Source organism: Actinacidiphila sp. bgisy160, from assembly GCF_965342435.1.
Classification (GTDB): domain Bacteria; phylum Actinomycetota; class Actinomycetes; order Streptomycetales; family Streptomycetaceae; genus Actinacidiphila.
Window position 1 is genome coordinate 43,115 of sequence record NZ_CBDRCM010000042.1, and the last position, 24,298, is coordinate 67,412.

Sequence of the window (24,298 nt, forward strand, 5' to 3'; positions counted from 1 at the left end):
ATGCGCACCAGCGAGGAGATCTACCACCGCGTCCGCTGGGACGCCCGGTTCGACCCGGCGCGCTTCGTGATCGGCGTCCACCAGCGCGGGGCCGCCCCCAAGCGGGTCCCGCTGCCCGCCTTCGTGCCCGGCGGCGAGATCCCCTGGCACCGCGTGCTGTTCGTCGAGGCGGACGGAGAGCTGGTCTGGGACCGGGCCACCGGCACCGACCGCATCGACGCCACCGACGCCGGGCGCGTCCGCGATCCTCGCCTGCTGCGGCCGCCGTTCTTCACGGCCCGCGTCCCGCACGCCTGGGACGAGGACGGGCACCGCTGGCGGCCCGCCGAGCAGGTCCCGCCCGGCCGGGCGGGAACGGCCGACGGCGGCCGGCTGCGCGTCCTGACCTGGAACACCCTGTGGGACCGCTACGACAGCCACCGCATCGACACCGCCCGCCGCCGCCCCCTGCTGCTGCGCGCCCTGGAGGAGGCGGACGCCGACGTCATCGCCCTCCAGGAGGTCGAGCCCGCGCTGCTCGACACGCTGCTGCGGGCCGACTGGGTGCGCTCCCGCTACACCCTCGGCACCGACCCGGCCGGACGCGACACCGACGACACCGGGGTGCTGCTGCTCAGCCGGCTGCCCGTACGGGAGGCCGCCCAGCACGCCCTCGGTCCGCACAAGGCCGTCGCCGCGATCACCGTCGAAACGTCCGCCGGACCGCTCGTGGTCGCCGCCACCCACCTCAGCAGCGACCACTGCGACGACGGTCCGGCCCGCAGGCAGGTCGAACTCGCCCGGCTCGCGGAGGGACTCGCCGGTGTCGAGGGCGACCTGCTGCTGCTCGGAGACTTCAACGACGGAGGCGACGGGCCGTCGCTCGCCCTCGGCCTGCGCGACGCCTGGACCGAGGCGCACGGGCCGCACGACCGCACCCCCACCTTCGACCCGGCCGTCAATCCGCTGGCGGCGGTCTCCTCGCTCAGCGGCCGTGCCTCCCGGCTCGACCGCGTCCTGCTGCGGGAGGGCGGACCCCGCGTCACCGGTGCCGCCCTGCGCGGCGACACCCCGACGCAGGAGGGCCTGTTCGTCTCCGACCACTACGGTGTGGAAGTCACCCTCTGCCTCGCCGCCGGCGCGCAGGCCGAGGCCGAAGGCGCCCTCGGCCTGCCGCCCACCGTGCGCACCGCCGTGGCCTGGCTGCCCCCGGACGAGCTGTGGCCCGCGATCCAGGCCGTCCGCCGCGAGCACGATCCGCAGATCCACCGCTGGCCGCCGCACGTCAACCTGCTCTTCGGGTTCGTGCCGGAGGCCGCCTTCGAGCGTGCCGCACGCCTGCTGTCCGAGGCCGCGGCAGGCGTCCGTCCCTTCACCGCCCGCCTGGACGGGGTGCACACCTTCGGGCGCCGCGAGGACGCCACCGTCTGGCTCGACCCGGCTGCCGACGGCGGCACCTCCTGGGCGGTCCTCCAGCACGCCCTCGCCCGCCGCTTCCCCCGCTGCCGGGGCCGCGCCGAGGGCTACACCCCGCATCTGTCGCTCGGCCGCACCCGGGACCCGCTGCGGGTCGCCGCCGATTGCGCGGCCCGGCTTCGCGGGACGACGGCACAGGTCGGCGAACTCGTCCTGCTCTCCCGGCGCGGGGACGAACCGATGGGGGTCCGGGCCACGGTCGCACTCGGCACGGGGGAGCTGCGCTGGGTGCCCGACACCGCCGACACCGCCGACACCGCCGACACCCCCGATGACCTCCCGCACGCGGAGGAGACCGCCCGGCGCGTGGCCGCCGCCCTGGACGACGGTGTGGTCCATGTCGCCGGCTCCCGCCGCATGGGCTGCGCACTGCCCGGCGCCGACCTCGACCTCGTCGCGGCGCTGCCGGGCACCGCCGACACGGCGGCGGTCCGGGACAAGGTGACGGCCGCGCTGCCGGAGGCCACCCGTGTACGGGAGGTGACCGGCGCCCGTGTGCCGGGACTGCGCTTCCGCGTCGGCGGTCTCGACGTCGACCTCGTCGTCGTCGCCACCGGAGGCCACGACCCAGCCGAGGCAGTGCCCTGCCGCGCCGAACTCGGCGAGGCCGCCGCCGTGGCGCTGAGCGCCGTCAGCGATGCCGACGCGATCCTCGGACTCGCCGGTGACCACGACCGTTTCGCGGTTCTCGCCCGCGACGTCAAAGCCTGGGCCAGGGCGCGCGGCCTGGACTGCGCGCCCTTCGGCGGCCTGCCCGGCCTGGCCTGGGCGCTGCTCGCCGCCCGCACCGTCCACGACGCCCCGGGCCTGGCCGGGGCCGAGCTGCTCCGGCACTTCTTCGCCACCTGGGCCGCCTGGGACTGGCGTCAACCGGTGGGCGCCGCCGGGCAATCGGGCCCCGCGGTCTCCATCGCCACCCCCACCGAGCCCGTCCGTCCTTGCACCGAGCAGGTCGGCCCGGCCGGCCGCGACCTGCTCGCCCAGGAGCTCTATCGCGCGTGGGAACTGCTGGATGCCGCGGCCGGCACGGGCGCCGCTGCCCGGCCGGCCCTCACCGCCCCGCCACCGCTCCACCGCCGGCACGCGGCCTGGGTGGTGCTGGCCGTCCACGGCGCGACGGAAGCGGAGTTCGAGGACACCCTCGGCCGGGTCCGGGGCCGCGTCCGCGCGCTCCTCACCGCGCTGGAGGACGCCGGCACCGGCGGCGTCCACGCCTGGCCCCGGCCCTTCCGTACCGGCCCTCGTTCCGCCCACTACGCCGTCGGCCTCGGCCCCGCCCCGCCCGACGCGGCCGGCCTCGCCGGGATCACCGCCGCGTGGAGCCGCGGCCTGTCCGGCGTCGAGGTGACCCGGGTGGAGGGCGGCGCCGTACCGACGCTGCGGTGAGGGCGGCCGCTCGGCGCGGTCAGACGGCCGTGAACTCGACGATGCCGATGTCCCCCGCCGTGCGCACCGCCGTCCCCCGCAGGCATCGTTGTCGTGCGCAGCGCCACGGGGTCACCAGGGCCGCCGACCGGCGCAGGGAAACGTCCTGCTGCTCCTCGCCCGCCATCAGCGACTGCCTCTCCTCGCGACCGGCCGGCCGGCCTCGCCCCGATAGGCGTGCCTGCCACGCGAATTACGCCGGCCGGGTCGCGCAGTGGGCACGAAACGGTTGCGGTCGCCGCCGATTGCGGCGCCGCCGGCGGGGGTCGGGCAGCATGACCGGGCATGGAGCGAGACCGGTACGTCGACTTCCTGCGGGCCCTGGCGATCTGCATGGTCGTGCTCGGCCACTGGCTGATCACCGCCCTCGTCCGGGAGCCGGGCGGGGGCATCGTGGCGCCCGAGCTCCTGGCGGAGATCCGCTGGACGCAGTGGCTGACCCTGGGCTTCCAGATCATGCCGCTGTTCTTCCTCGCCGGCGGCCACGCGGCGGGCGGCTCCTGGGTCCGTACCCGGGCCGCGGGTGGCACGGCGGCGCCCTGGGTGGCCCGAAGGGCCCTGCGCCTGCTGCTGCCCGCGGCCGCCTACTGCGGGCTGGTGCTGCTCGCCGTCGCGATCTGCTCGGTGGCCGGGGTGGACCGGCACACGCTCGAGCTCGCGGGGTGGGCGATGGCCATGCAGTTCTGGTTCCTCCCGGTGTATCTGCTGCTCAGCGCCCTGACCCCGGTGCTGCACGCGGCACACCGGCGCTGGGGATCGTGGGTCCCGGCCGTGCTGGGCGCGGTCGCGGTGACCGCGAGCGTCTCGGCTTCCACCCGGCCGGTCGACTACGTACTGGTCTGGTGCGTGGCGTACCAGCTCGGGTTCTGCTGGCGCGACGGCCAGTTGACGCGCCGGCGCGCTGCTGCGATGGCGGCAGGCGGCGCTGCGGCCTTCACAGCGCTGATCACGCTCGGGCCGTACCCGGTGAGCCTGATCCGGGTCACCGGGGAGGCCGTCAGTAACACCGACCCGCCGTCGCCCGCGATGCTGGCCTGGGTCGTGGCCCAGGCCGGCGGCTGCCTGCTGGCCGCGCCGGCCGTCCGGCGGGCACTGGAGGGCGCACGCGTCGGGCGGGCGGTCGGATTCCTGGGCGGCGCGAGCATGACCCTGTATCTGTGGCACATGCTGCCTGTGCTGCTCGCCGCGGTGTTCTACCTTGTCGGCCTCGCCCCAGGCGCCGCCTTCGGCACCGCCGCCTGGTGGGCCCTGCGCGTGCCCTGGCTGCTGGTGCTCGCGGTGTTCCTGGCGGGCGTGCTGGCGGCACTGCGGCCGCTGGAACGCGTGCTGGCCCGCCTGTTCGGCGCCGTCGCCCCACCCGCCGTCGCCCGCCACGACCGCCCCGCCCTCCTCTGGACCGGCCTCGCCCTCAGCACGGCCGCCCTCGCGTACTGGTCCGTGCACGGACTCGCCCCCGGCGGGGGTTTCGCCGCCCTGCCCGCCCTCGCCTTCGCCCTCGGGGCGACACTGCTTGCGCTGCCCCACCGCGCGGCACCGCGCACGCCCGCCGAGGGGGAGCCGGTGACGCCCGCGGAGGAGGCCGCCTGACGCTGCACGTGAGCGTTTTCAGCTTCGCGACTCCAGGGTGAGAACGGCCTTGGCGACTGACGTCATGCGGTGGGGGCTGATGCGGGCTCCGGCCGGCCAGTCCGGGGGCCCGAGAGAATTCGGCAAGGAAGCTCAGGAGCAGGGCGGTTCGGTCTGTGTACGCGATGGCCTCGCCAGGCGGCCGGTGCGGTTTCCCGTGCAGGACGCCACGGCGGATGTCGCTCTTGCTTGTGCCATGGAGGTTCCTCGGCTCGGCCCACACAGGGCTGGCCAGACCACTCACGCAGTAGTCACCGGAGAGCCGGATGACCGGGGAAACCGCCATGTCCGGTTCGGCGGGAGGCCGCGCGGAACAGGACTCGCCCCACGGCGAGCACCTCACCGCGCGGCCGACCCAACCGCCTGGCTTCACCAGTTCAAACGACTGAGGATCCGCTACGAACGCCGCGCCGACCTTCACCAGAGCCTCTTGGAACTCGCCTGCAGCATCATCTGCCTCCGACGACTCCGCACGTCATTCTGAAACGATCAGTTAAGGCCTGTGCGCGGTGGTGAGGAAGTCCATGACGAGCGGGCTGGCGTGGGCGCGGCACTCCTCGAAGTAGGCGTGCCGGCCATCGGGGATCAGGTGCAGCCGGGCGCCGGGGATGCGGTCGGCGAGCAGGGGTGCGTTGGCGGTGGGGTTGAGCAGGTCGGCGGTTCCGTGGATGACCAGGGTGGGAGCGCTGATGTCCGGCAGGAGGTGCCAGGCGTTGTGCTGGTTGCTGGCCACGAGGTGGCGGCGCCGGGCGTGCGCGGGCATGTGAGGGTCGCCGAGCGTGTGGTGCGGGCCGGGATGGGATGCGAGCCATTGGGGGGTGTACATCAGCTCCAGCAGGGCCTGTTGCGCGGCTCCGGGCTGAGGTTGCGCCAGGGCTTTGCGGACGTCGTTGTCGCGTTCGACGCTGTGGGGGCCGCCGGGTGAGGTGCAGCCGAGGACCAAGGCGCCTACCCGGTGGGGGTGGCGGACCGCGAGCTGCTGGGCCACTCGTCCGCCCATGGACGTGCCGTAGACGTCAGCCCGGTCGATGCCGAGTTCGTCAAGGACTGAGATGACGTCACGAGCGAACAGGTCGGTGCTGTGGGGGGCGTCGGGCTTGTCGCTGTCGCCCGTGCCGCGGTAGTCGAGCGTGAGGGTGCTGCGAGCAGGATGGAAGTCGGTACGAACCGCGTCCCACCAGTGGTGGTTGCTGGCCTGACCCGCCAGCAGCACCAACGGCGCGCCCTGACCACGGAGTTGGTAGGCGATGCGGGTTCCGTCCGGTGTCACGGCGTACGTCAAAGGCTTCCTTGCTCCCGTGCTGTCGGGCGGACTGCCCGCGTTGCCCCGGGCCTGAGCTACGGCGAAGCCGGGGCGATCGTTTCGATGTGCTTCGTCGCCACCGGTCGTACCGGGCGATCTCAAAGGTCAGTATGGCCGGCGGCAGACGGCTCGGGCGGCCGGGAGCCGGAAGACGTACCGGCCCGGCCCTCAGACGCCCGCTGCCACCGCGGCGCCCAGCGCCAGCAGGACGACGCCGGTGGCCACGCTGAGTCCCCGCAGGACGGTCGGCTTCGACGCCAGGTCGCGCCCTCGGCTGACGGCCCAGGTGAGCAACATGTACCAGGAGGCGCTGACGAGCGCCCACACGACTCCCAAGGCGACGGTCGACAGGAACACCGGGCCCTTCGCGGTCACGAACTGGGGCAGCACCGAGATGGCGAACACACCCGCCTTGGGGTTGCCGAGGTTGGTGCTCAGGCCGGTGAGATATCCACTCGCGAAGCCGGTGCTGCGCTCGCCCTCGTCGGTCGGGGTGGTGGACACGGTGGTGTTGAACGTGGTCCGTAGCGTCTTCACCCCGAGGTACATCAGCACGATCCCGCCTGCGATCCGGAGCGCCGCGTACGCGGTGGGGCTGGCCAGCAGGACGGCGGAGAGACCGGCCGCGGCAGCCGTGGACCACAGCACGAAGCCGGTGGCATTGCCCGCGAGCGTGCCTTGGAGCGTACGTTGGCCGCCTTCCAGAACCTGCCGGATCATCAGGGCTGCACTCGCGCCGGGCAGCATCGCCAGCAGCAAGGTGGTGGCGATGAAAACGGGCACATGCGTGGGCATGGGAAAGGAACCCCTTCTGGGGACAGCGGCCGATGGGTGTACACCACCAGGCTTCCTGCCTCACGCTCCTAAGAGAAGTTAAAAAAGAAGGGTGCAGCGTTAGGATTAGTGAATGGTGGTGGATCCGGGACAGCTGCGACTTCTGACGTTGATCGAGCGGCACGGCTCCCTGACGGCGGCGGCTCACGCACTCCAACTCACGCCCGCCGCGGTCACCCAGCAGGTGGCGAAGGCCGAGCGCGACTGGCAGGTGCCGCTGGTCATCCGTGGTCCTCGCGGGGCAACGCTCACCGCGGCCGGTGCGCTGCTCGCCTCCCACGGTCATACTGTCGAGGAGGCATCGGACAAGGCCGAGGCGGAACTCGCCGCATTGCTCGGCCACTTGTCGCTCCGTCTAAGGATCGGGACGTTCCAGGCGGCTGCCCTGCACCTGCTGCCACCGGCCCTGACGACTCTGCGACACCGCCATCCGGGCGCCGACGTCTCCGTCGTGGACGTGGGGTCCGCACGCGGAGCGGCCGAGATCAGCGCGGGGCGCCTGGACGTGGCCATCGTCGCGTCCTGGGGCACGCCGCTCGCCCCGCCCCCACATGTACGGGCCCACCCGCTCCTGTTGGACCCGATGGTCGTGGTCCTCCCCGATGACCATCCGCTGGCCACCGGGCAGCCCGCGGACACCGAACTTCACCTGGAACAGTTGCGCGACGAATCGTGGGTCTCCATCCTGGCCGGTCATGCCGCCCGCGAACAGTTCCACGACGCCGCCCGCGAGGCCGGTTTCACTCCCACCGTGCGGTTCGAGACCGAGTCGTACGACGTCGCCCAGGCCCTCGTCGGCACGGGCATCGCGGTGGCCCTGGTCTCGCGCCTGGCCCTGACCCATGCGCCCGGCACGACCCATCGCGAACTGGCCCACCCCAGGCCCCACCGCCAGCTCTACGCCGTGACCAAGGCCGACGCCAGCCTCACACCACTCGCGGACATGCTCATCGACCTCCTGCGTGATGTCGCCCGCGACATCACCGCGACCTGGGAGGCTCCCCCGCAAGAAGGGCAACGCTCGTCGAACGCACCGCACGGAGCCCGAAAATCCCCCGGTTCCGCATCGACGTCGCCTGGCTCTGAATGAGGTTCCCCCTGTGAGCTGGACGGCCTGATCCTGGGACGGAAGGTCCCGGAGGAAGCAGGTCAAGGTAGCCCGTCGCCGGACCTGGTCGGTCGCGACTTCACCGTTGCGGAGCCGGGCGCCAAGCTGGTCTCGGACATCACCTACCTGCCCACGCCGGTCGGCTGGTGGTGACCATGAGCATGGGTGCCCACTCAAACAGGCACTCCGCCAGTATCGTTCCTCCGTTCACGGTTCGATCAGCCCGGCCCGGATCGCGTACCGGGTGAGTTCCAGACGGTCGCGCAGGCCGGCACCCGCATGGCGGGCCGCGTTGGTCAGGCCTTCCTGGGCGACCCGGTAGAGGACCAGCTCGGTCTGCTCGCCCATGGCCGGCAGGTCGGGGTCGAGGCGCAGGCCCACCCCCAGTGCCGGGGAGGTGAACTCGGCGGTCAGCGCCCGCAGTGCGCTGGGCAGGCCGAGTTCCTCCAGGACACCGGGCCGCAGGCGGCGCGCGATGTGGCGGATCTCCTCCAGGCTCCCGCGGGTGGTCTCGCGGACCTGGTGCAGCTCCTCGCGCAACGGGCCGGGCGCCAACTCGGTGACGTGCTTGAGCTGCAGCAGCACCGCGGTGAGCGTCTGCCCGACCTCGTCGTGGAGCTCCTGGGCGATGCGCTGCCGCTCGGCCTCCTGGCCGGACAATACGCGGGCGCTGCCGGCGGCCTGTTCGCTCTCCAGCCGGTCGAGCATGGTGTTGAACGTCGTGATCAGCTCGGCGACCTCGCCGTGCCCGGCGGCCGCCGTCCGGCTGCCGGGTCGCAGCAGGTCCGCCGCCATGGCACGGGTCAGCCGGCGCAGCGGGGCCAGCCCGACCCGGAGCAGCACGGCGTTGGCGACCAGCATCGCGACCAGTCCCGCCACGACCACCGCCGCCTCGGCCGGCAGGACGGGGGAGGAGACCGTGACCGGCCCCAGCAGCAGCATCGTCGCCACCACCAGCACGACGGCGTTGAGCAGGAGGATCCGCCAGAACAGCGACACGGCCCAAGGGCCTCCTCTCGGGGGAACGCGCGGGCACCGGGCTCCCGCCTCAGTGCGCGCGGCGCGGGGTCAGTCCCCGGCGACGGGGGTCGGGGTCCGCTCCGGCTCCGAGCCGGTCTCGCGCGCCGGGGCGCGGCGCCCCGCCAGCGCCCGGGCCAGCGGCTCGGTGTAGCGGGCCGTCAGCGGACCGAAGACCACCAGCAGCAGGACGTACGCCGTGGCCAGCGGGCCCAGCGCGGGCTCGATGCCGGCCGTCACCCCCAGCCCCGCGATGACGATGGAGAACTCGCCCCGCGCCACGAGCGCGCCGCCCGCCCGCCACCTGCCGCGCACCGCGACCCCGGCGCGGCGCGCCGCCCAGTACCCGGTGGCGATCTTAGTGAGCGCGGTGACGACCGCCAGCGCCAGCGCCGGCAGCAGGACCGGCGGGATGCTGGCCGGGTCGGTGTGCAGGCCGAAGAAGACGAAGAACACGGCCGCGAACAGGTCACGCAGCGGGCTCAGCAGCGAGTGGGCGCCCTCGGCGACCTCCCCGGACAGCGCGATGCCGACCAGGAACGCGCCCACCGCCGCCGACACCTGCAGCTGCTGGGCGATGCCCGCCACCAGCAGCGTCAGACCCAGCACGACGAGCAGCAGCTTCTCCGGGTCGTCACTGGAGACGAACCGGGAGATGACGCGCCCGAAGCGGACCGCGACCAGCAGCACCAGGCCCGCGGCGCCCAGCGCCACGGCCAGCGTCACACTGCCCGCCGCCCAGCCGACACCGGCCAGCAGGGCGGTGAGGATCGGCAGGTACACCGCCATCGCCAGGTCCTCCAGGACCAGGATGCTCAAGATGACCGGCGTCTCGCGGTTGCCGAGCCGCCCGAGGTCACCCAGCACCTTGGCGATGACCCCGGACGAGGAGATCCAGGTGACGCCCGCCAGCACCACCGCCGCCACCGGGCCCCAGCCCAGCAGCAGCGCCGCCACCGCGCCGGGCAGGGCGTTGAACGCGATGTCGACCAGGCCCGACGGGTACTGCGTCCGCAGGTTCCCGATCAGGTCGCTCGCGGTGTACTCCAGGCCGAGCATCAACAGCAGCAGGATGACGCCTATCTCGGCCCCGATCGCCACGAACTCCTCGCTGGTGCCCAGCGGGAGGATCCCGCCCTCGCCGAAGGCGAGGCCGGCCAGCAGGTAGAGGGGGATGGGGGAGAAGCGCAACCGGCCGGCGACCCGGCCGAGCAGGCCCAGACCGAGGATGATGGCGCCGAATTCGATGAGGAAGACCGCGGAGTGCAAGGGCTCACTCCCGCCCGAGTATCGCGGCGGCGGCCTCGACACCCTCACGGGTGCCGATCACGATCAGCGTGTCGCCGCCCGACAGGCGGAAGTCCGGTGCGGGGGAGGGGATGGCGTCCGCCCTGCGCAGCACCGCGACGATGGAGGCGCCGGTGTCCGTGCGCATCCGCGTCTCGCCGAGCAGGCGTCCGTTCCAGTGCGAGGTCGCGGACAGCTCGATCCGCTCCGCGACCAGACCGAGGTCGGTGGTGTGCAGCAGGTTCGGGCTGTGGTGCGTCGGCATCAGCGCGTCGATCAGCGACATCGCCTCGGCCCCGGTCAGCCGCAGCGACTGCGCGCACGCGTCCGGGTCGTCGACGCGGTACACGTTCACCGTCCGCGATCCGTCGCGGTGGGCGACCACCGACAGATGGCGCCGGTCCCGCGTGGTGAGGTCGTACCGGACACCGATGCCCGGCAATGGCGTCGTGCTCATCCGCGGAGCAGGCACAGCTCGATTCCCTTCACGGACGGCGCGCCGCCGCCCGGTTCCTTGTCCGTTTCGCCCCCCAGTGGATCCTCATCCTTTCATCCGGCGAACCGGGCCGATATGGGTGCTGACACCCATCGGGGCCCCTGTGACGCTCCCCACACCCGGGCGGAGAGGGCCGGTGGAACCGGTGCCCTACCTGAGCGCAGCCTTATGTGTTCTTGAAGATCCGCTCCGGACCGGCGAGTTCTCCGCCCGGGGCGCCTAGGGTCGCAGTGCCCGGCACGCCGCGTTCCGACGTGCCCGGTGGAAGTCCCGTCGTCCGGAGGTACCCCCGAGCATGAGTTCCCACAGGAAACGACACCGCGCCCGCCGGGCCCCCTCGGCGCGGTCCTGGCCGCTGGCCGCCGCGGTGGCGACGGTCGCCGCGGGCGCCCTGGTCGGGGCCGGTGCGCAGTTCGGGAACGGCGCCGGCGGCAAGGACCGGGCCTCCCTGGCGGCCGGCGACCGGGAGAGCGACGACCCTGTCGCGTCCGACGCCCGCCCGGAGACCGCGAGCCCGGCGCCGACGACCGCGAGCCCCAGCGCTTCCGCCACCCCGGAGCGGCGCAAGCCGGCCTCGCGGCAGACCCGCACACCGCGGCCCTCCGCCACGCCGGCCCGCACGGCGGCACCGTCACCGGCGAAGACGACCGTCGCGGCACAGCCCACCCGGTCCGACGGCGACGACTCGGTGGTCGAGGAGATCGTCCGGCTGGTCAACGAGGAGCGCGCCTCGGCCGGATGCCGTCCGGTGACGCTGGAGAAGCGGCTCACCGAGGCCGCGCAGGACTACACGGACGTGATGGCCCGCTCGGGTGTCCTCTCCCACACCGGGCCCGACGGGTCCACCATGGCCGGGCGCGTCGAGGCGGCCGGCTACCAGTGGTCGACCCTCGGCGAGAACATAGCTGTGGGCCAGCGGACCGCCGCCGACGTGATGGACGCCTGGATGCACAGCGAGGGGCACCGGGCGAACATCCTCAACTGCAGCTTCGAGCAGATCGGAGTCGGCGTGAACACCTCGTCCGACGGTCCCTGGTGGACCCAGGACTTCGGCACACCCCGCTGAACCGCCGACCGGTCGGCCGGCTGGAGCGGCCGGCCGGCCTCAGACCGGGTGCGGGTGACGCCTCGCGCGTCGGGCCGCCTTCCTTCCCCCCACAGGCGGCCCGCCGGCGAGCCCGAGCGTCACCCGCACCCTCGCCCCGCCCAGCGGGCCCCTGGTGATCTCCATGCCGCCTTCCGCGGCGGCCGCCGTCCGCTGCACGATGTCCAGGCCGAGGCCCGTGGAGCCGCCGACGCTCACCCCGCGGGCCCGGGCGGTGTCCGGGTCGCTGATCCCCGGCCCCGCGTCGTCCACCGTGAGCAGCACCGCCCGGGCGCCGCGCTCCACCCGCACCGCCAGCGCCGTGCCCTGCGGGGTGTGCCTGAACACGTTGCCGATCAACGCGTCGACGACCGCCGCGAGGTCGTCCTCGCCGAGCGGGACCGCGGTCGCCTCCGCCGTCGCCTCCAGACGGCACTCCCGCCCCTGCTGCGCCGCCAGGACGGACCAGAACTCGACCCGCCCGCGCACCACGGCCGACGCGTCGCACCGCTGCGCGCGGCCCTGGCGGTCGGACGGGGCCGACAGCGGTGTACGGGCCGCGTCGATGATCGAGTCCAGCTCGCTCTCCAGGTGCGCGATCGCGGCCTCCAGGTCCTCGCCCCGGTAGCCGGGGACCTGCGCGGCGATCCGCTCGGCCTCCAGCTGCAACCGGGTCAGCGGGGTCCGCAGGCGGTGCGAGAGGTCCGCGACCAGCTCCCGTTCCGTGGCGAGCAGTTCGACGACCCGGTCGGCCATCGTGTTGAACGCCGCCCCGGCCTCCTGCAGTTCGGGCGGCCCGGCGGGGGCGACGCGGATGCCCAGTTCCCCGGCGCCGAGCGAGCGCGAGGCACGGGACAGGCCCTGGGAGGCGCGCACGACGCGCGCGCCCAGCCGGTCCGCGACCAGCACCGACCCGGCCACCAGGCCCAGTGCCAGCAGCGCCATCATCGCCCAGGACGCCTTCACCCCGCGGTCCAGGTCCGCGCGGGGGACGAAGGCCTCCACCACCGCCACCCGGTCCCGGGCCAGGATCACGGGCTGGAGGTAGACCCAGCCGGCGGGGGTGTCCGAGGCCACCGTCCGGCGTCCGTCGGCCGCCCGGTCGAGGGCCTCCTGGGAGGCGCGCACCGTCCCGACCACCTGCCCGTCCGGCAGCCGTACGCTCAGGTGGTCCCCCGAGTCCAGCCCGGCCACCACCTGCTGGACGTCCGCGGGCCGCGTGGTGAGGGCCAGCACCGGCGCCAGCGCCGCGGCCCGCTGCTCGGCGACCGTGGTCGCCCGCGAACGGGCCTCGGACTGCACCAGCAGCGCCAGCGGGATCAGGAAGGACAGCGCCACCATCGACGTCACCGCCAGCGCCACCCCGGCCAGGGCGCGTCTCATCGCGGCGTCACCAGCTTGATGCCGACTCCCCGGACGGTGTGCAGGTAGCGCGGCTGCGAGGCCCGCTCGCCCAGCTTGCGGCGCAGCGCCGACAGATGGACGTCGATAGTCTGGTCCTCCACGTACGCCTGCTGCCACACGTCCGCCAGGATGCGGCTGCGCGGCACCACCCGGTCCGCGTGCTCCGCCAGATAGGCGAGCAGATCGAACTCCCGGCGCGTCAGCCGCAGTTCCCGCCCGTCGTGGTACGCCACCCGGGCGGGTGCGTCGATCACCAGACCACCCACCCGCAGCGCGCCGGCCGCGCCCTCCGGCGCCGGAACCTGTGTCTGCGCCGGCGTCATCGACGACCGGCGCAGCACCGCCGTCAGACGGGCCACCAACTGGCCCCCGGAGAACGGCTTCACGAGGTAGTCGTCGGCGCCCGCGTTCAGCAGCCGGATCACCTCGCTGTCGTCGTCGCGCGCGGTGGTGACGAGGACGGGCACCCGCGAGATGCCGCGCAGCATCCGCAGTACGTCCACCCCGTCGAGGTCCGGCAGGCCGAGGTCAAGCACCACGGCGTCCGGGGGGCGCTGCGCCGCCTGCCGCAGCGCCTCGAAACCGAGGGCCGAGCTGCGCACCATGTGGCCGTGCGCGGTCAGCACCTCGACCAGCCTCGCGCGTATCGCGGGGTCGTCCTCGACCAGGAGTACGGATGCCATGGGCAGGGACAGTAGCCGGTCGGGAAAGATGGCGGGGTGCCCCGGTACCTGCGCTACGTCGTCATATGGCTCTCCTGCACCGCGGTCAGCGTGACCGCGGTCATGCTCACCGTGGGCTTCGTCGTGGGCTCCACACGCCCGACGCCGCCCGTGGCGCGGGACATCCCCGAGAGCGCGCTCGCCGGCAGCAGCCCGTCCGCCGCGCCGCCCTCCCCGTCGCGCTCCGCGCCGGCGTCCTTCGCCGCCAAGCGCACCCCCAGCCCCACCGTGCGCCGGCCGACCCCGACCCCGGTCCGGCCGGCCACCACCGCGCCCCCCGCCCCGCGCGCCCCCCGCCCGTCCGCCACGCCCGCCGACTGCGGGACCGGCGGCGCCGGGGTGCACACCCTGCAGTCCCAGGGCGGCCAGGCCTCCGTGCGCTTCGGTGAGGACGCCGTGTGCCTCGTGTCCGCCGTGCCCGCCAGCGGGTTCACCGTCTCCACCAGGCGGGACGGGGCGCAGCAGCTGACGGTGACCTTCTCCGGGGACCGGCACCGCTCCGAGATCGTCGCCACCACCACCCCGCAGAGCAAGGCGACCATACGCGAGGTGTCCTGGTGACCTGGCGCGGTCGGCGACCGGGATACCGGGTGCCATGCGTGTCGCCGTGACGCCGAGGTCAGGCGGACTTCGCTACGGTCAGCAGTGCGGCTGCGTCTTCGATGGCCTGAAGGTCGTGGCGGGCGGGCGGTACCAGGAGCAGGTCGCCGGTCATGGCCTCCCACACATCGTCGCCGCTGCGCAGCCGTACCCGGCCCCGCAGCACCAGGACGGTGGCCTCGCCGGGGCTTTCGTGTTCGGCCAGGATGGTGCCGGCGGTCAGGGCGATGAGTGTCTGGCGCAGGGTGTGTTCGTGGCCGCCGTAGAGGGTCTCGGCGCTGCGGCCCGTGGACGAAGCCGCGGCCCGCTCCAGGTGCTCGCGGGCCTTCGCTTCCAGGGAGAGCTTCTGCATGGCGCGGTTGCCGTTTCTGTGTCGGAGAGCTTGCGTGGACTCGGCTCAGTAGCGGACGCCGATACGGCGCCAGCGGCGCCCGCTCGTGCCGGGCTCGGTGGGGTGGGCGGCGGTGCGAGAGCGGTAGAGAACGAACGGCCGCCACAAGTACCACAGCGGGACGCTCCAGGCGTGCACCAGCCGGGTGAAGGGCCACACGGCGAGGATGGCCCAGGCGGAGGTGGCATGGACCTGGTAGATCAGCGGGGCGTGGGAGATCGCGGCCACATCCGGGTTGCCTGCGAACAGGCCACGGAACCACAACGCCACGCTCTGACGGTAGTCGTAGCCGGCACCGAGGAGGTCGATGCCCATGGTGGGGATGATGCCGAGCACGATGACGACGGCGAGCAGGATGAGGGCCACCCAGTCGACGGGGCTGGTGGTGGCACGGACCTTGGGCACGGTCGTGCGGCGGAAGGCGAGGATCACCACGCCGAAGAGGACGGCGAGCGCGGCGACGGTGCCGCCGATGGAGGAGAACCAGCGGTAGGTGTCCTCGGGGATACCGAGCCACTGGGTGAACGACTCGGGGACGAGGATGCCCATGACGTGGCCGGCGATGGCCGCGAAGGTGCCGTAGTGGAAGAGTGGTCCACCCCATTTCAGCAGGCGGCGCTCCTGCAACTGGGTGGAGCGGCTGGTCCAGCCGAACTGGTCGTAGCGCCAGCGCCAGACATGGCCGACGACGAGGGTGACCAGGGCGAGGTAGGGCAGGATGACCCACCACCACAGGTCCCGGGAACTCATCGGCCCTCCTTCGCGCTCAGGAACGCTCTGTGCGTCGGGTATGCGGACGGTGTCGGGTGTCCGGGCGGGGCGATCGGGTCCAGTCCGGTCCGCTCCGGCGGGCCGAAGGGCTCCAGGCCGACATGTTCGCCCGGTGGTCCCTCGGCGGCCAGCCGTCGCCAGGCGTCGCGCTCGTGGCGGGCCGGTTCGGGCAGCCTGCCGCAGAGGGTGTCCAGGACATCGGCGTAGGGGGCGGAGTGCTCGTGGAGCGCCTGCCGGAGGAGTTCGAGTCCGGCCCGGCACTGCAGCAGGATGCGATGGCCGGGTTCGGGGGCGAGGGCGGCGAACTCCAGGATCAGCGGCAGGAAGTCCGGCAGCTCCGTCTCGGGTGGTTCGTGGCCGGCCTGGCGGTAGGTGTGTTTGAGGGCGAGCAGGGCCATGCCGCGGGCACGGGTGTCGCCGTGCCGGTAGTAGGTCAGGTGCAGACTGCGGCGGCGGGTGTGGTCGAAGGTGTCCACGTACCGTTGGGCGGCTTCGGTGAGGGGCAGGCGCCGCAGGTGGTCGCAGGCGTTGGCCAGCCGGGTACGGTCGGCCGGGGCGGCGACGGCGGGGAGCGCGGCGACGACGTCACCGAGGCAGGCGGGCATCGCCTCGTCCGGGTAGCGCAGCAGGACCGAGGCGATGCGGTGCACCAGGGGTGTGTCGGCTGACGGGTGGCGGGTGCGGCGGCGGGCGATCATCGGCCGCTCCCGTCGCCGAAGAGGCCGGGGGCCCGGCCGGTGCCGTTCCAGCCGAGGAGGTTGAAGCGGACCTTTCCGTCGCTGTCGCGGAACTGGCTGCCGCCGCCTGACGGGTTCAGGCCGGGCAGGGGCGGCGGTGCGGGGGTGAGCCGGTCTTCGTCGTGGGCGGCGAGGTTGGACACGCCGCCGGGGTAGTCGAGGGAGCAGTGCTGGGCCATGAGGGCGCCGGAGCCCTCGGCGTGCACCCGGGGGATGACGTAGCGGTCGTCGTACTTGGCGATGGCCAGCAGCCGGTACAGGTCCTCGATGTCCTGGGCGCCTGCGCCGACCTGGCCGAGCAGATCCTGGTCGGGCGGGTCGCCGAGCTGCTGCGCGCGCATGTGGACGCGCATCGCGGTCAGTTTGCGCAGCACCCCGTCCACCACGGTGGTGTCGCCGGCGGTGAAGAGGTTGGCCAGGTACTCCATGGGGATGCGCAGGGCATCGATGGCGGCGAACACACGGTCGGGGTCGTCGTCGTGGTAGCCGGTGGCGTGCACGGCGTCCGTGACCGGGGACAGCGGCGGGACGTACCAGACCATGGGCATGGTGCGGTACTCCGGGTGCAGCGGCAGCGCCACCCGGTGCTTCTTGATCAGCGCGTACACCGGGGAGCGGCGGGCGGCCTGGATCCAGTCGTGGGCGATGCCCTCACGCTCTGCCGCCGCCCGCACCTCGGGGTCCTCGGGGTCGAGGAAGACCGACAGCTGTGCCTCGTACAGGTCCTTGTCGTCCTTGACGGAGGCGGCCTGGAGGACGGCGTCGGCGTCGTACAGCATCACGCCGAGATGACGCAGCCGGCCCACGCAGGTCTCGGAGCAGATGGTGGGCTGCCCGGCCTCGAGGCGCGGGTAGCAGAAGGTGCGCTTCTCGGCCTTGCCGGTGCGGTGGTTGAAGTACACCTTCTTGTACGGGCAGCCGGAGACGCAGAACCGCCAGCCGCGGCAGCGGTCCTGGTCGACCAGGACGATGCCGTCCTCCTCGCGCTTGTACATCGCCCCCGACGGGCAGGAGGCGACGCAGGAAGGGTTGAGGCAGTGCTCGCAGATCCGCGGGAGATAGAACATGAACGCGTGCTCGAACTCCATTCGGACCCGCTCCGCCATTCCCTTCAGGTTCGGGTCGGCGGTGGCGTACTCGGCGGCTCCGGCGAGGTCGTCGTCCCAGTTCGGGCCGTGCACGGGGCGCATGTCGCGGCCGGTGAGCTGGGACTTGGGGCGGGCGCTGGGGAAGCTGTCGGACAGCGGGGCGGTGGTCAGGCTCTGGTAGTCGTAGGTCCACGGTTCGTAGAAGTCGTCGAGCGAGGGGAGCTCGGGGTTGTAGAAGATGGTGGCCAGTTTGCGCAGTCGGCCGCCGGCCTTGAGTTTCAGCCTGCCCCGGCGGTTCAGGGTCCAGCCGCCCCTCCACTTCTCCTGGTCCTCAGAGGTCGTTAAGTCCGTTTCTGGTAGCGGCCTCGTCCGGGCTGGGTGAGGAAGCCTTGGCGGGTGAGGCGTCCGAGACGGCAGTCGGAGTGGAAGCAGTGGTTGGTGCCCGCCCCCATCGCGATCATCGAACGGCCCCCCGTCCGCTCCGCGTTGCGGGCGAACTCCCGCGCCACCCGGGCGGCCGCCTTCGCCGGCACGGAGGTGATCGCTTCCTGCCAGGCCGGCGTGCAGGGCGCGTCGGCATCGTCGTACCCCGTCGGCCACTCGCCCGGCAGGCCCTCGCGGGCCACGCCGTACTGGGCGAGCACCAGGTCGAAGACGGTGGTCACCAGGTGGCCGCCGACCCGCACCGCTGGCACACCGCGCCGCAGCACCCCGCCGGACTCGCCGGGCCCGGCGTCGAAGCGCGGCAGGTCGACGGCCGGCGTCTCGCCGTCCGGTCGCCCGTGCAAGGACAGCAGCGGATCCGCGCCTTCCAGGTTCAGGTTCCACCGAGGGCCACCGTCCGGGGACGTCCAGCGGAAACCCAGCGACCCGTTCGGCACCACCGGCTGCCCCGTACGGGCGTCCAGCAGCACCGTCTTGAACTCGGCCGCCTCCTCCTCACCGTTCCGGCCGGGCAGGTCGGCGGCGGAGAGGAACTTCTCCGGCACGTACCCGCCGCCTTCGCGCTCACGCAGCCGCACCAGGAACGGCAGGTCGGTGTACGTCCTGGCGTACTCGGTGAAGTACGGCACCTGCCGGTCGCGGTAGAACTCGGTCAGGATCACGTGCCCCATGGCCATCGCCAGCGCGCCGTCCGTGCCCGGGGCCGCCGCCAGCCAGTCGTCGGCGAACTTGGTGTGGTCCCCGTAGTCCGGGGAGACCACCACGACCTTCTGCCCCTTGTAACGGGCCTCGGTCATGAAGTGCGCGTCCGGGGTGCGCGTGATCGGCAGATTGGTGCCCCACACGATCAGGTAGCCGGCGTTCCACCAGTCGCCGGACTCGGGCACGTCCGTCTGGTCGCCGAACACCTGCGGTGAGGCCATCGGCAGGTCGGCGTACCAGTCGTAGAAGGAGGAGATCGTGCCGCCGATCATCGACAGGTACCGGGTGCCGGCCGCGTAGGACGCCATCGACATCGCCGGGATCGGGGAGAACCCCACGATCCGGTCCGGACCGTACCGCTTGACGGTGTGGACCTGTGCCGCCGCCACCAGTTCGGTGACCTCGCGCCAGTCGCAGCGCACGAACCCGCCCTTGCCCCGGGCTCGCTTGTAGGCGGCGCACCGCCGCGGGTCCGAGGTCAGCCACCGCCACGCCTCCACCGGGTCCGCGTGCCGGGCCTTCGCCTGCCGCCACAACCGGAGCAGCGGGCCGCGCACGTACGGGTAGCGGATGCGTGTGGGTGAGTAGGTGTACCAGGAGAACGAGGCGCCGCGCGGGCAGCCGCGCGGTTCGTACTCCGGGGAGTCCGGGCCGACCGAGGGGTAGTCGGTCGCTTGTGTCTCCCAGGTGATCAGTCCGTCCTTGACGAACACCCGCCAGGAGCACGATCCGGTGCAGTTCACCCCGTGGGTGGAGCGCACCTCCCGGTCGCGGCGCCACCGTTCCCGGTAGAACTCCTCCGCCGCCCGGCCGCCCTCGCGGTACAGCATCCGCCGGTCGGGTGACTGGGCGCCGGGGAAGAAGTACTGCGCTGTACGCATCAGCCGCTCCGTCGCGGCATGGGCCCGGTCGGTGCTCACACCATTCGCCTCCTCAGCTGCTGCAGCTGCCTACACGTTTGCGGCCCGATGCCTCGCGCGACCGGCCCTGAGGGCGGTGGCCACCATGCTCTGCCAGCGTGCGTGCCGAACAGAGCAGACACTCCGTCAGCCCGCATACAGGGCAGACCAAAATCTCGAGGGCGGATATACGACGGAAGCATCCCGGCGAAGACCACTGCCCACACCGCCGGCGCCGGTCGCGGTCATCTCAACCGGTCCCAGCCTGTCGCCTCGCCCGGTTCCCCGGTCGCCACCCCGTACATGCCGATGGGGAAGACCATGCTCCACAGACTCGTCCCATACCGCAGTGGCAGGCGCGGATGGCCCCGCCACGCGCACTGCCCCGTCGTCATCGTGCCCTGACCTTGCTCGACGTATGGTCGGCGCGACAGGGGGAAAGGCGGACACAGCGGCCTTCTGAGACGGGGCAAGGGGCACACACTGCGGCCTGCTTCCGACCAGGTGAGCGCGTAGTGTGACAAGGCAGGGCGACAGGCTGACGGCGCCCGGCGCCCGGCGCCGGAAGGACGCACCATGACGCACAATCCGTGGCAGCGGTGGAGGCGGGGACAGGCCGGGGGCGGGGTGGCCGCGCGACCGCCGCAGCGTGCTCTGGACCGGCACCGGCTGCGGCACCTGCTGGACGCGGTCGGGGCGGTCAGCACCGACATGGACACGCGCACCGTGCTGCGCCGCATCGTGGAAGCGGCCACAGATCTCGTCGCCGCGCGCTACGGGGCGCTGGGCGTGCTCAACGAGAGCGGCAAGGTCATCGACCTGATCACCGTAGGCATCGATGATCCGCGACTGTGCGCCGCCATGGGCCTGCCGCAGGGCCATGGCCTGCTGCACACCATGGTGGACGACCGGGAGCCGTTGCGGGTGGCCGATGTGGCCGCCCACCCTCGTGCGGCCGGCTTTCCGCCCGGGCATCCGGTCATGCGCACGCTGCTGGGCGTACCGCTCATGATGCGCGGCACGACCTACGGCGACCTCTACGTCGCCGACAAGATGGACGGTACGCCTTTCGATGACGACGACGAGGGTCTGCTGACTGCCCTGGCCAGTGCCGCGGGCGTCAGCCTCGAAAACGCCCGCCTGTACGAGCAGCTCAGGCGCGCTGCCGAGCACTTCCAGCGCCGCATGCTGCCCCTGATTCCCGACCTTGCGCCGCTCGAGGCCGCCGCCCGCTACGAGCCCGCCTCCGAGCTGCTCAGGCTGGGCGGGGACTGGTACGACGCCATGGTCCTGCCGGACGGCGCCACCTGTGTCGTGGTGGGCGACGTGACCGGCCACGACGTGGAGGCCGCCCCGCTGATGGGACAGATCCGCAACATGCTGCGGGCGCTCGCCTTCGACCGGGGCGAGCCGCCCGGCCTGGTCGTGTCCCGACTGGACCACGCCCTGACGATGTTCGACGAGCCGCCGACGGCCACTTTGGTGTTCGGCCGCATCGAGCCCGGCCGCGGCGAGGCCGGACAGTACACGTTCACCTGGAGCAACGCGGGGCATCTGCCGCCGCTGCTGGTGAGCGCGGACGGCAGCACCCACTACCTGGCACCCGCCCGTCACGGAATCCCGGTGGGCATCGAGGCATCCGTCCCCAGGTTCAGCCACGAACACCCTCTTCCGCCCGGCAGCACCCTGCTGCTGTTCACCGACGGGCTGGTCGAGCGCCGCGACCAGGACATCGACACGGGACTGGACGACCTGGCCGAGCAGGCCGCCCGCCTGGCCACGGCCCCGCTGGAGGAGCTGTGCGACACCCTGATCAGCCGGAGCCGTCAGGTGTTCGACGACGACGTCGCCCTGCTCGCCGTGCGCACCCCCTCAGGCGGCCCGGCAGGGTGAGACACGCACCCTGCCTCCCGGCGTGCCGGGCATCGTGGGCGGTCGCCTGACGGGGTGGCCGTCAGGAAGGGCAGACCGTGCGATTTCACCGCGAGGTCCCTACGTCGTAGGACGGGGCCGGCGATAGCGGGTACCCGCACGCAGATGGCGTAGGCCCGCCTGCCGGGGCACTCGCGGGTGATACGACGGGCACAGGGCACCAGCGAGCACCGGAGGGACATCGGGGATGCCGAAGGTCGCCATCGACGGGCTCGGCCGCATCGGCGGTGCCGCGCTGGAGATCCCGCACAACGTGGACGGCGTGGAAGCCGCACCCGGGCCGAGACAACCCGCTGTAGCGCCTCCCACGACCATCGAGGACAGCCAGGCGGTCCCGCTGAGCATGGTGCGCCGCCTGACCGCCCAGCGCCTGACCCAAAGCGCCCAGCAGGCCCCGCAGTTCCACCTCACCGCCACTATCGACGCACAGCCGCTACTCGCTTTCCGCGCCGACCTCAACGCGACGCTCGGCGAGCAGGGACTTCGCGTGAGCGTGAACGACCTGATCGTCAAGGCGTGCGCCACCGCACTGCGCAGACACCCGGAGATGAACGCCTCCTGGGACGAGACCCGCATCCTGCGCCACCGGCGGATCCACATGGGGATCGCCGTCGCCCTCGACGACGGGCTGACCGTCCCCGTCATCCACGACGCCGACCGCAAGACCCTCACCGAGATCTCCGGCGAGGCCCGCACGCTCGCCGGCAAGGCCCGCGCCGGAAACCTCACCCTCGACGACCTCCAGGGCGGCACCTTCACCATCAGCAACCTCGGCTCCTACGGCATCGACCACTTCACCGCCGTCGTCAACCCCCCACAGGCCGCCATCCTGGCGGTCGGCGCCGCCCACCCCGAACCCGTCGTCCGCGAGGGCGAACTCGCCGCCGGCACGGTGATGGCCCTGACCCTGTCCATCGACCACCGCGCCCTCGACGGGGCCACCGGCGCCGTCTTCCTCACCGACCTCAGGACACTGCTCGAACAACCGATGCGCATCGTCGTGTAACGGGAGGCACTCATGACCCACTCCGTCTACCATCCGGCCACACCGCAGGCCGGCGCCCGCCGCGCCCAACTGGCCCCGGCCGTCAACGAGGCGTTCGAGAACCTCACCCGGGCTGTGTTCGCCGAGGGAGCGCTGCCGGAGAAGACCAAGCAGTTGATCGCCGTGGCCGTCGCCCACGCAGCGCCCGTACTGCATTCAGGGGCACACCCGACTCGCGCAGCGCAAGGCCAACAGCCCGGAAGAGATCATGGAGGCCATCTGGGTCGCTGCCGAGATGCGCGCCGGGGGCGCCTACGCCCACTCCACGTTCGCCCTGCACGCGATGGGAGAGACCGCACCTCACTGATGACGCACAAGTGCGCGGACGCGGAACCGGGCACGCCCGGTTCATGACGGGTCATGTCATCCTGTCCGGACGCCCGGCAGGGGCTTGGGCACGGGTGGCGGTCACACGCGGTCGTAGACGAGCAGCCCGTCCGCGCGTAGCCGGGCTCCCGCTGTCGGACGGTGCTCGGTGAGCCGGCCGTCGTGGGCCAGGTGCAGTGCTCGGGCGTGGCGCGCCAGGACGGCGAAGTCGGCGATGATCCGCCGGTGGCAGCGCCACCACAGGGACTCACCGCACATCACGGCGGTGCGGACGTCGGCCGCCTGCCGCAGCAGATCGTCCATGGCCGCCAGGAAGTCCGGGGTGCGGGTGTGACCCGCGTAGCCGCGGAAGGAGGCGTTCTCCCAGAAGACATCGGGGGAATCCGGGGCCACTTTCCTGAAGCCTCCCAGGCGCTGCTCCCACCGGTAGTCGATCCCCTCCTCCGGCAGCCACCGCCGGAGTGCTTCCCGGCCCACGTCGGGGTTGTGCCGGCTGCCGGGCGCCGTCCGTACGTCGACAACGGCCCGTACGCCGGCGCCGTGCAGCAGGGCGGCCAACTGCTCGTGTCCCGCGGTGCCGTGCCCGAACGTCAGCAGCGTCACCGGGGCCGTCCCTGACGGTGTGCGGCGCGTCACGCGTGTGGGGCGTGTTTGGTCGCCGCTGAGGCGGTGAGGGTGAACTCCCGGCGGCTGTGTTCGACGGCCTTCAGCGAGACGATCCCGCGCGGGAACATCAGGGCAGGGGTCCAGTCCGCGACCACCCTCGGGTGGCGGTTGACCGCGGGCGGCGCCCAGGGAAGGACCTGCAGCAGCGGCACCACCACATGGCGCGGACCGACGCTGCCCGCGGCCACCTCTGCCGGCAGCGGCTGGTAGGTCACGCAGAAGTCGGCGTCGACGACGGTGACCGTCGCCTGCCGGTGGCGCAGGAGACGCCGAGGTCGCGGCGCGACGTGCAGGCCGCCATGCCCGCCACCGACGACCGGAATCCGCGGCTGCGACGCCATGGGCTCGGCTGGACCTGCGGTTGCCATGTCGGCGCCTCCACGTCGATCGGTCAGCCTCATCACGGACCGGTCGACTGCTGCCGCAATGCGGCGGTGGCGGATCCCGTAACGGCTGGGCGATCTGGTTCGGCAGGACGCCCGCAGCGGCATCAGGCCAGGGATGAGCCGCGGTGGGTGTTCATCGGCTTTGTTCGCCGTCACGAGCGCCGAGCGGTGTGGTGGTCGCTGCTGCCGGCGGCCTTCTCGGAGACGGCGGTGTGGACATCGTGGATGAGGTTCTGTTGCGCCTCGACGAGGCCGCACAGGGTTGGTTCGCCGCTGTCGGGGCCGGGTCGGCTGCCGCAGATGGTCAGGTTTCCGAAGATGTACTCCTGCGGGCCTCCCAGAGCGGCCACGAATGAGGTGGCGACATGGTTCGGCGGATAGGTGCAGGTCAGGCGGGAGACGTCGCTGACGTGGCCGTGCAGGCCGTTACCGCCCCCAGAGGCGCGCCGAATGGTGAACGCTGACGACGTCCCATGCTGTGGGTCGGCGTCCTTGAGCATCTGGTCTGGGACGCCGTCGCGGAACTCCAGCCGGCCGTCGGGATGGATG

General features: G+C 72.7%; 20 protein-coding genes and 5 pseudogenes. 9 read left to right on the forward strand and 16 right to left on the reverse strand.

Going from position 1 to position 24,298, the window contains the following annotated elements; translation table 11 throughout:
* On the forward strand, positions 1 to 2,841 hold the full coding sequence (locus tag ACRWNP_RS27170; RefSeq protein WP_431965804.1) for a poly(A) polymerase: 2,841 nt from the start codon (positions 1 to 3) through the stop codon (positions 2,839 to 2,841).
* 19 nt (positions 2,842 to 2,860) lie between these two features.
* On the opposite strand, the gene ACRWNP_RS27175 is transcribed toward ACRWNP_RS27170, so the two are convergent.
* Positions 2,861 to 3,007: a hypothetical protein gene (locus ACRWNP_RS27175; protein ID WP_431965806.1), complete on the reverse strand. Its 147-nt coding sequence runs from the start codon at positions 3,005 to 3,007 to the stop codon at positions 2,861 to 2,863.
* Between the two features lie 158 nt (positions 3,008 to 3,165).
* On the opposite strand from ACRWNP_RS27175, the gene ACRWNP_RS27180 reads away from it, so the two are divergent.
* On the forward strand, positions 3,166 to 4,467 hold the full coding sequence (locus tag ACRWNP_RS27180; RefSeq protein WP_431965808.1) for an acyltransferase family protein: 1,302 nt from the start codon (positions 3,166 to 3,168) through the stop codon (positions 4,465 to 4,467).
* Between the two features lie 400 nt (positions 4,468 to 4,867).
* Positions 4,868 to 4,990: pseudogene (locus ACRWNP_RS27185) on the forward strand (IS5/IS1182 family transposase); the annotation flags it as partial.
* 9 nt (positions 4,991 to 4,999) lie between these two features.
* Here ACRWNP_RS27185 and ACRWNP_RS27190 read toward each other — a convergent pair.
* Both ACRWNP_RS27190 and ACRWNP_RS27195 read right to left on the reverse strand, forming a co-directional pair.
* Positions 5,000 to 5,788: an alpha/beta fold hydrolase gene (locus ACRWNP_RS27190; RefSeq protein WP_431965810.1), complete on the reverse strand. Its 789-nt coding sequence runs from the start codon at positions 5,786 to 5,788 to the stop codon at positions 5,000 to 5,002.
* A 189-nt stretch (positions 5,789 to 5,977) separates the two neighbouring features.
* Positions 5,978 to 6,604 carry a LysE family translocator gene (locus ACRWNP_RS27195; protein ID WP_431965812.1) on the reverse strand — a complete coding sequence of 209 codons (627 nt, stop codon included), beginning with the start codon at positions 6,602 to 6,604 and terminating at the stop codon, positions 5,978 to 5,980.
* Between the two features lie 112 nt (positions 6,605 to 6,716).
* On the opposite strand from ACRWNP_RS27195, the gene ACRWNP_RS27200 reads away from it, so the two are divergent.
* A complete protein-coding gene (locus ACRWNP_RS27200; protein WP_431965814.1) occupies positions 6,717 to 7,733 on the forward strand; it encodes a LysR family transcriptional regulator in 1,017 nt (338 codons plus the stop codon).
* 288 nt (positions 7,734 to 8,021) lie between these two features.
* Here ACRWNP_RS27200 and ACRWNP_RS27205 read toward each other — a convergent pair.
* The 3 genes and pseudogenes from ACRWNP_RS27205 to ACRWNP_RS27215 form a co-directional block, all read right to left on the reverse strand.
* Positions 8,022 to 8,750: pseudogene (locus tag ACRWNP_RS27205) on the reverse strand (HAMP domain-containing sensor histidine kinase); the annotation flags it as partial.
* Between the two features lie 69 nt (positions 8,751 to 8,819).
* On the reverse strand, positions 8,820 to 10,037 hold the full coding sequence (locus tag ACRWNP_RS27210; RefSeq protein ID WP_431965816.1) for a cation:proton antiporter: 1,218 nt from the start codon (positions 10,035 to 10,037) through the stop codon (positions 8,820 to 8,822).
* Positions 10,038 to 10,041: 4 nt separating this feature from the next.
* Positions 10,042 to 10,512, reverse strand: coding sequence for a cation:proton antiporter regulatory subunit (locus ACRWNP_RS27215; protein ID WP_431965818.1), 471 nt, complete (start codon positions 10,510 to 10,512; stop codon positions 10,042 to 10,044).
* A gap of 334 nt (positions 10,513 to 10,846) precedes the next feature.
* Here ACRWNP_RS27215 and ACRWNP_RS27220 point away from each other — a divergent pair, with 334 nt between their 5' ends.
* Entirely contained in the window at positions 10,847 to 11,617 is a 771-nt protein-coding gene (locus tag ACRWNP_RS27220) for a CAP domain-containing protein (RefSeq protein ID WP_431965820.1), read from the forward strand.
* A 39-nt stretch (positions 11,618 to 11,656) separates the two neighbouring features.
* Here ACRWNP_RS27220 and ACRWNP_RS27225 read toward each other — a convergent pair whose 3' ends face one another.
* Positions 11,657 to 13,018 carry a sensor histidine kinase gene (locus ACRWNP_RS27225; protein WP_431965822.1) on the reverse strand — a complete coding sequence of 454 codons (1,362 nt, stop codon included), beginning with the start codon at positions 13,016 to 13,018 and terminating at the stop codon, positions 11,657 to 11,659.
* Positions 13,015 to 13,722: a response regulator transcription factor gene (locus ACRWNP_RS27230; protein WP_431965824.1), complete on the reverse strand. Its 708-nt coding sequence runs from the start codon at positions 13,720 to 13,722 to the stop codon at positions 13,015 to 13,017. The genes ACRWNP_RS27225 and ACRWNP_RS27230 overlap by 4 nt, the downstream gene beginning before the upstream one ends.
* A gap of 36 nt (positions 13,723 to 13,758) precedes the next feature.
* Here ACRWNP_RS27230 and ACRWNP_RS27235 point away from each other — a divergent pair, with 36 nt between their 5' ends.
* Positions 13,759 to 14,322, forward strand: a complete 564-nt coding sequence (locus ACRWNP_RS27235) for a hypothetical protein (protein WP_431965826.1) — start codon at positions 13,759 to 13,761, stop codon at positions 14,320 to 14,322.
* Between the two features lie 58 nt (positions 14,323 to 14,380).
* On the opposite strand, the gene ACRWNP_RS27240 is transcribed toward ACRWNP_RS27235, so the two are convergent.
* The 5 genes and pseudogenes from ACRWNP_RS27240 to ACRWNP_RS27260 form a co-directional block, all read right to left on the reverse strand.
* Entirely contained in the window at positions 14,381 to 14,713 is a 333-nt protein-coding gene (locus ACRWNP_RS27240) for a cupin domain-containing protein (RefSeq protein ID WP_431965828.1), read from the reverse strand.
* 45 nt (positions 14,714 to 14,758) lie between these two features.
* Positions 14,759 to 15,502 carry a respiratory nitrate reductase subunit gamma gene (narI, locus tag ACRWNP_RS27245; protein WP_431965830.1) on the reverse strand — a complete coding sequence of 248 codons (744 nt, stop codon included), beginning with the start codon at positions 15,500 to 15,502 and terminating at the stop codon, positions 14,759 to 14,761.
* Positions 15,499 to 16,221, reverse strand: coding sequence for a nitrate reductase molybdenum cofactor assembly chaperone (narJ, locus tag ACRWNP_RS27250; RefSeq protein WP_431965832.1), 723 nt, complete (start codon positions 16,219 to 16,221; stop codon positions 15,499 to 15,501). Before narJ ends, narI begins: the two co-directional genes overlap by 4 nt.
* Positions 16,218 to 17,681, reverse strand: a pseudogene (narH, locus tag ACRWNP_RS27255) (nitrate reductase subunit beta); the annotation flags it as partial. The gene narJ and the pseudogene narH, both read right to left, overlap by 4 nt.
* An 83-nt stretch (positions 17,682 to 17,764) precedes the next feature.
* Positions 17,765 to 19,375: pseudogene (locus tag ACRWNP_RS27260) on the reverse strand (molybdopterin-dependent oxidoreductase); the annotation flags it as partial.
* Between the two features lie 594 nt (positions 19,376 to 19,969).
* On the opposite strand from ACRWNP_RS27260, the gene ACRWNP_RS27265 reads away from it, so the two are divergent.
* From ACRWNP_RS27265 to ACRWNP_RS27275, 3 genes and pseudogenes are all read left to right on the forward strand, one after another.
* Positions 19,970 to 21,286, forward strand: a complete 1,317-nt coding sequence (locus ACRWNP_RS27265; protein ID WP_431965834.1) for a PP2C family protein-serine/threonine phosphatase — start codon at positions 19,970 to 19,972, stop codon at positions 21,284 to 21,286.
* A gap of 226 nt (positions 21,287 to 21,512) precedes the next feature.
* A complete protein-coding gene (locus ACRWNP_RS27270; protein ID WP_431965836.1) occupies positions 21,513 to 22,331 on the forward strand; it encodes a dihydrolipoamide acetyltransferase family protein in 819 nt (272 codons plus the stop codon).
* Positions 22,332 to 22,343: 12 nt separating this feature from the next.
* A pseudogene (locus tag ACRWNP_RS27275) lies at positions 22,344 to 22,677 on the forward strand (carboxymuconolactone decarboxylase family protein).
* A 101-nt stretch (positions 22,678 to 22,778) separates the two neighbouring features.
* On the opposite strand, the gene ACRWNP_RS27280 reads toward ACRWNP_RS27275, so the two are convergent.
* The 3 genes from ACRWNP_RS27280 to ACRWNP_RS27290 form a co-directional block, all read right to left on the reverse strand.
* Positions 22,779 to 23,300: a DUF488 family protein gene (locus ACRWNP_RS27280; RefSeq protein ID WP_431965838.1), complete on the reverse strand. Its 522-nt coding sequence runs from the start codon at positions 23,298 to 23,300 to the stop codon at positions 22,779 to 22,781.
* A 29-nt stretch (positions 23,301 to 23,329) separates the two neighbouring features.
* Positions 23,330 to 23,731, reverse strand: a complete 402-nt coding sequence (locus ACRWNP_RS27285) for a hypothetical protein (RefSeq protein WP_431965840.1) — start codon at positions 23,729 to 23,731, stop codon at positions 23,330 to 23,332.
* Positions 23,732 to 23,901: 170 nt separating this feature from the next.
* Positions 23,902 to 24,298, reverse strand: a 397-nt coding sequence (locus ACRWNP_RS27290; protein ID WP_431965842.1) for a hypothetical protein, incomplete at its 5' end; no start/stop codon positions are given.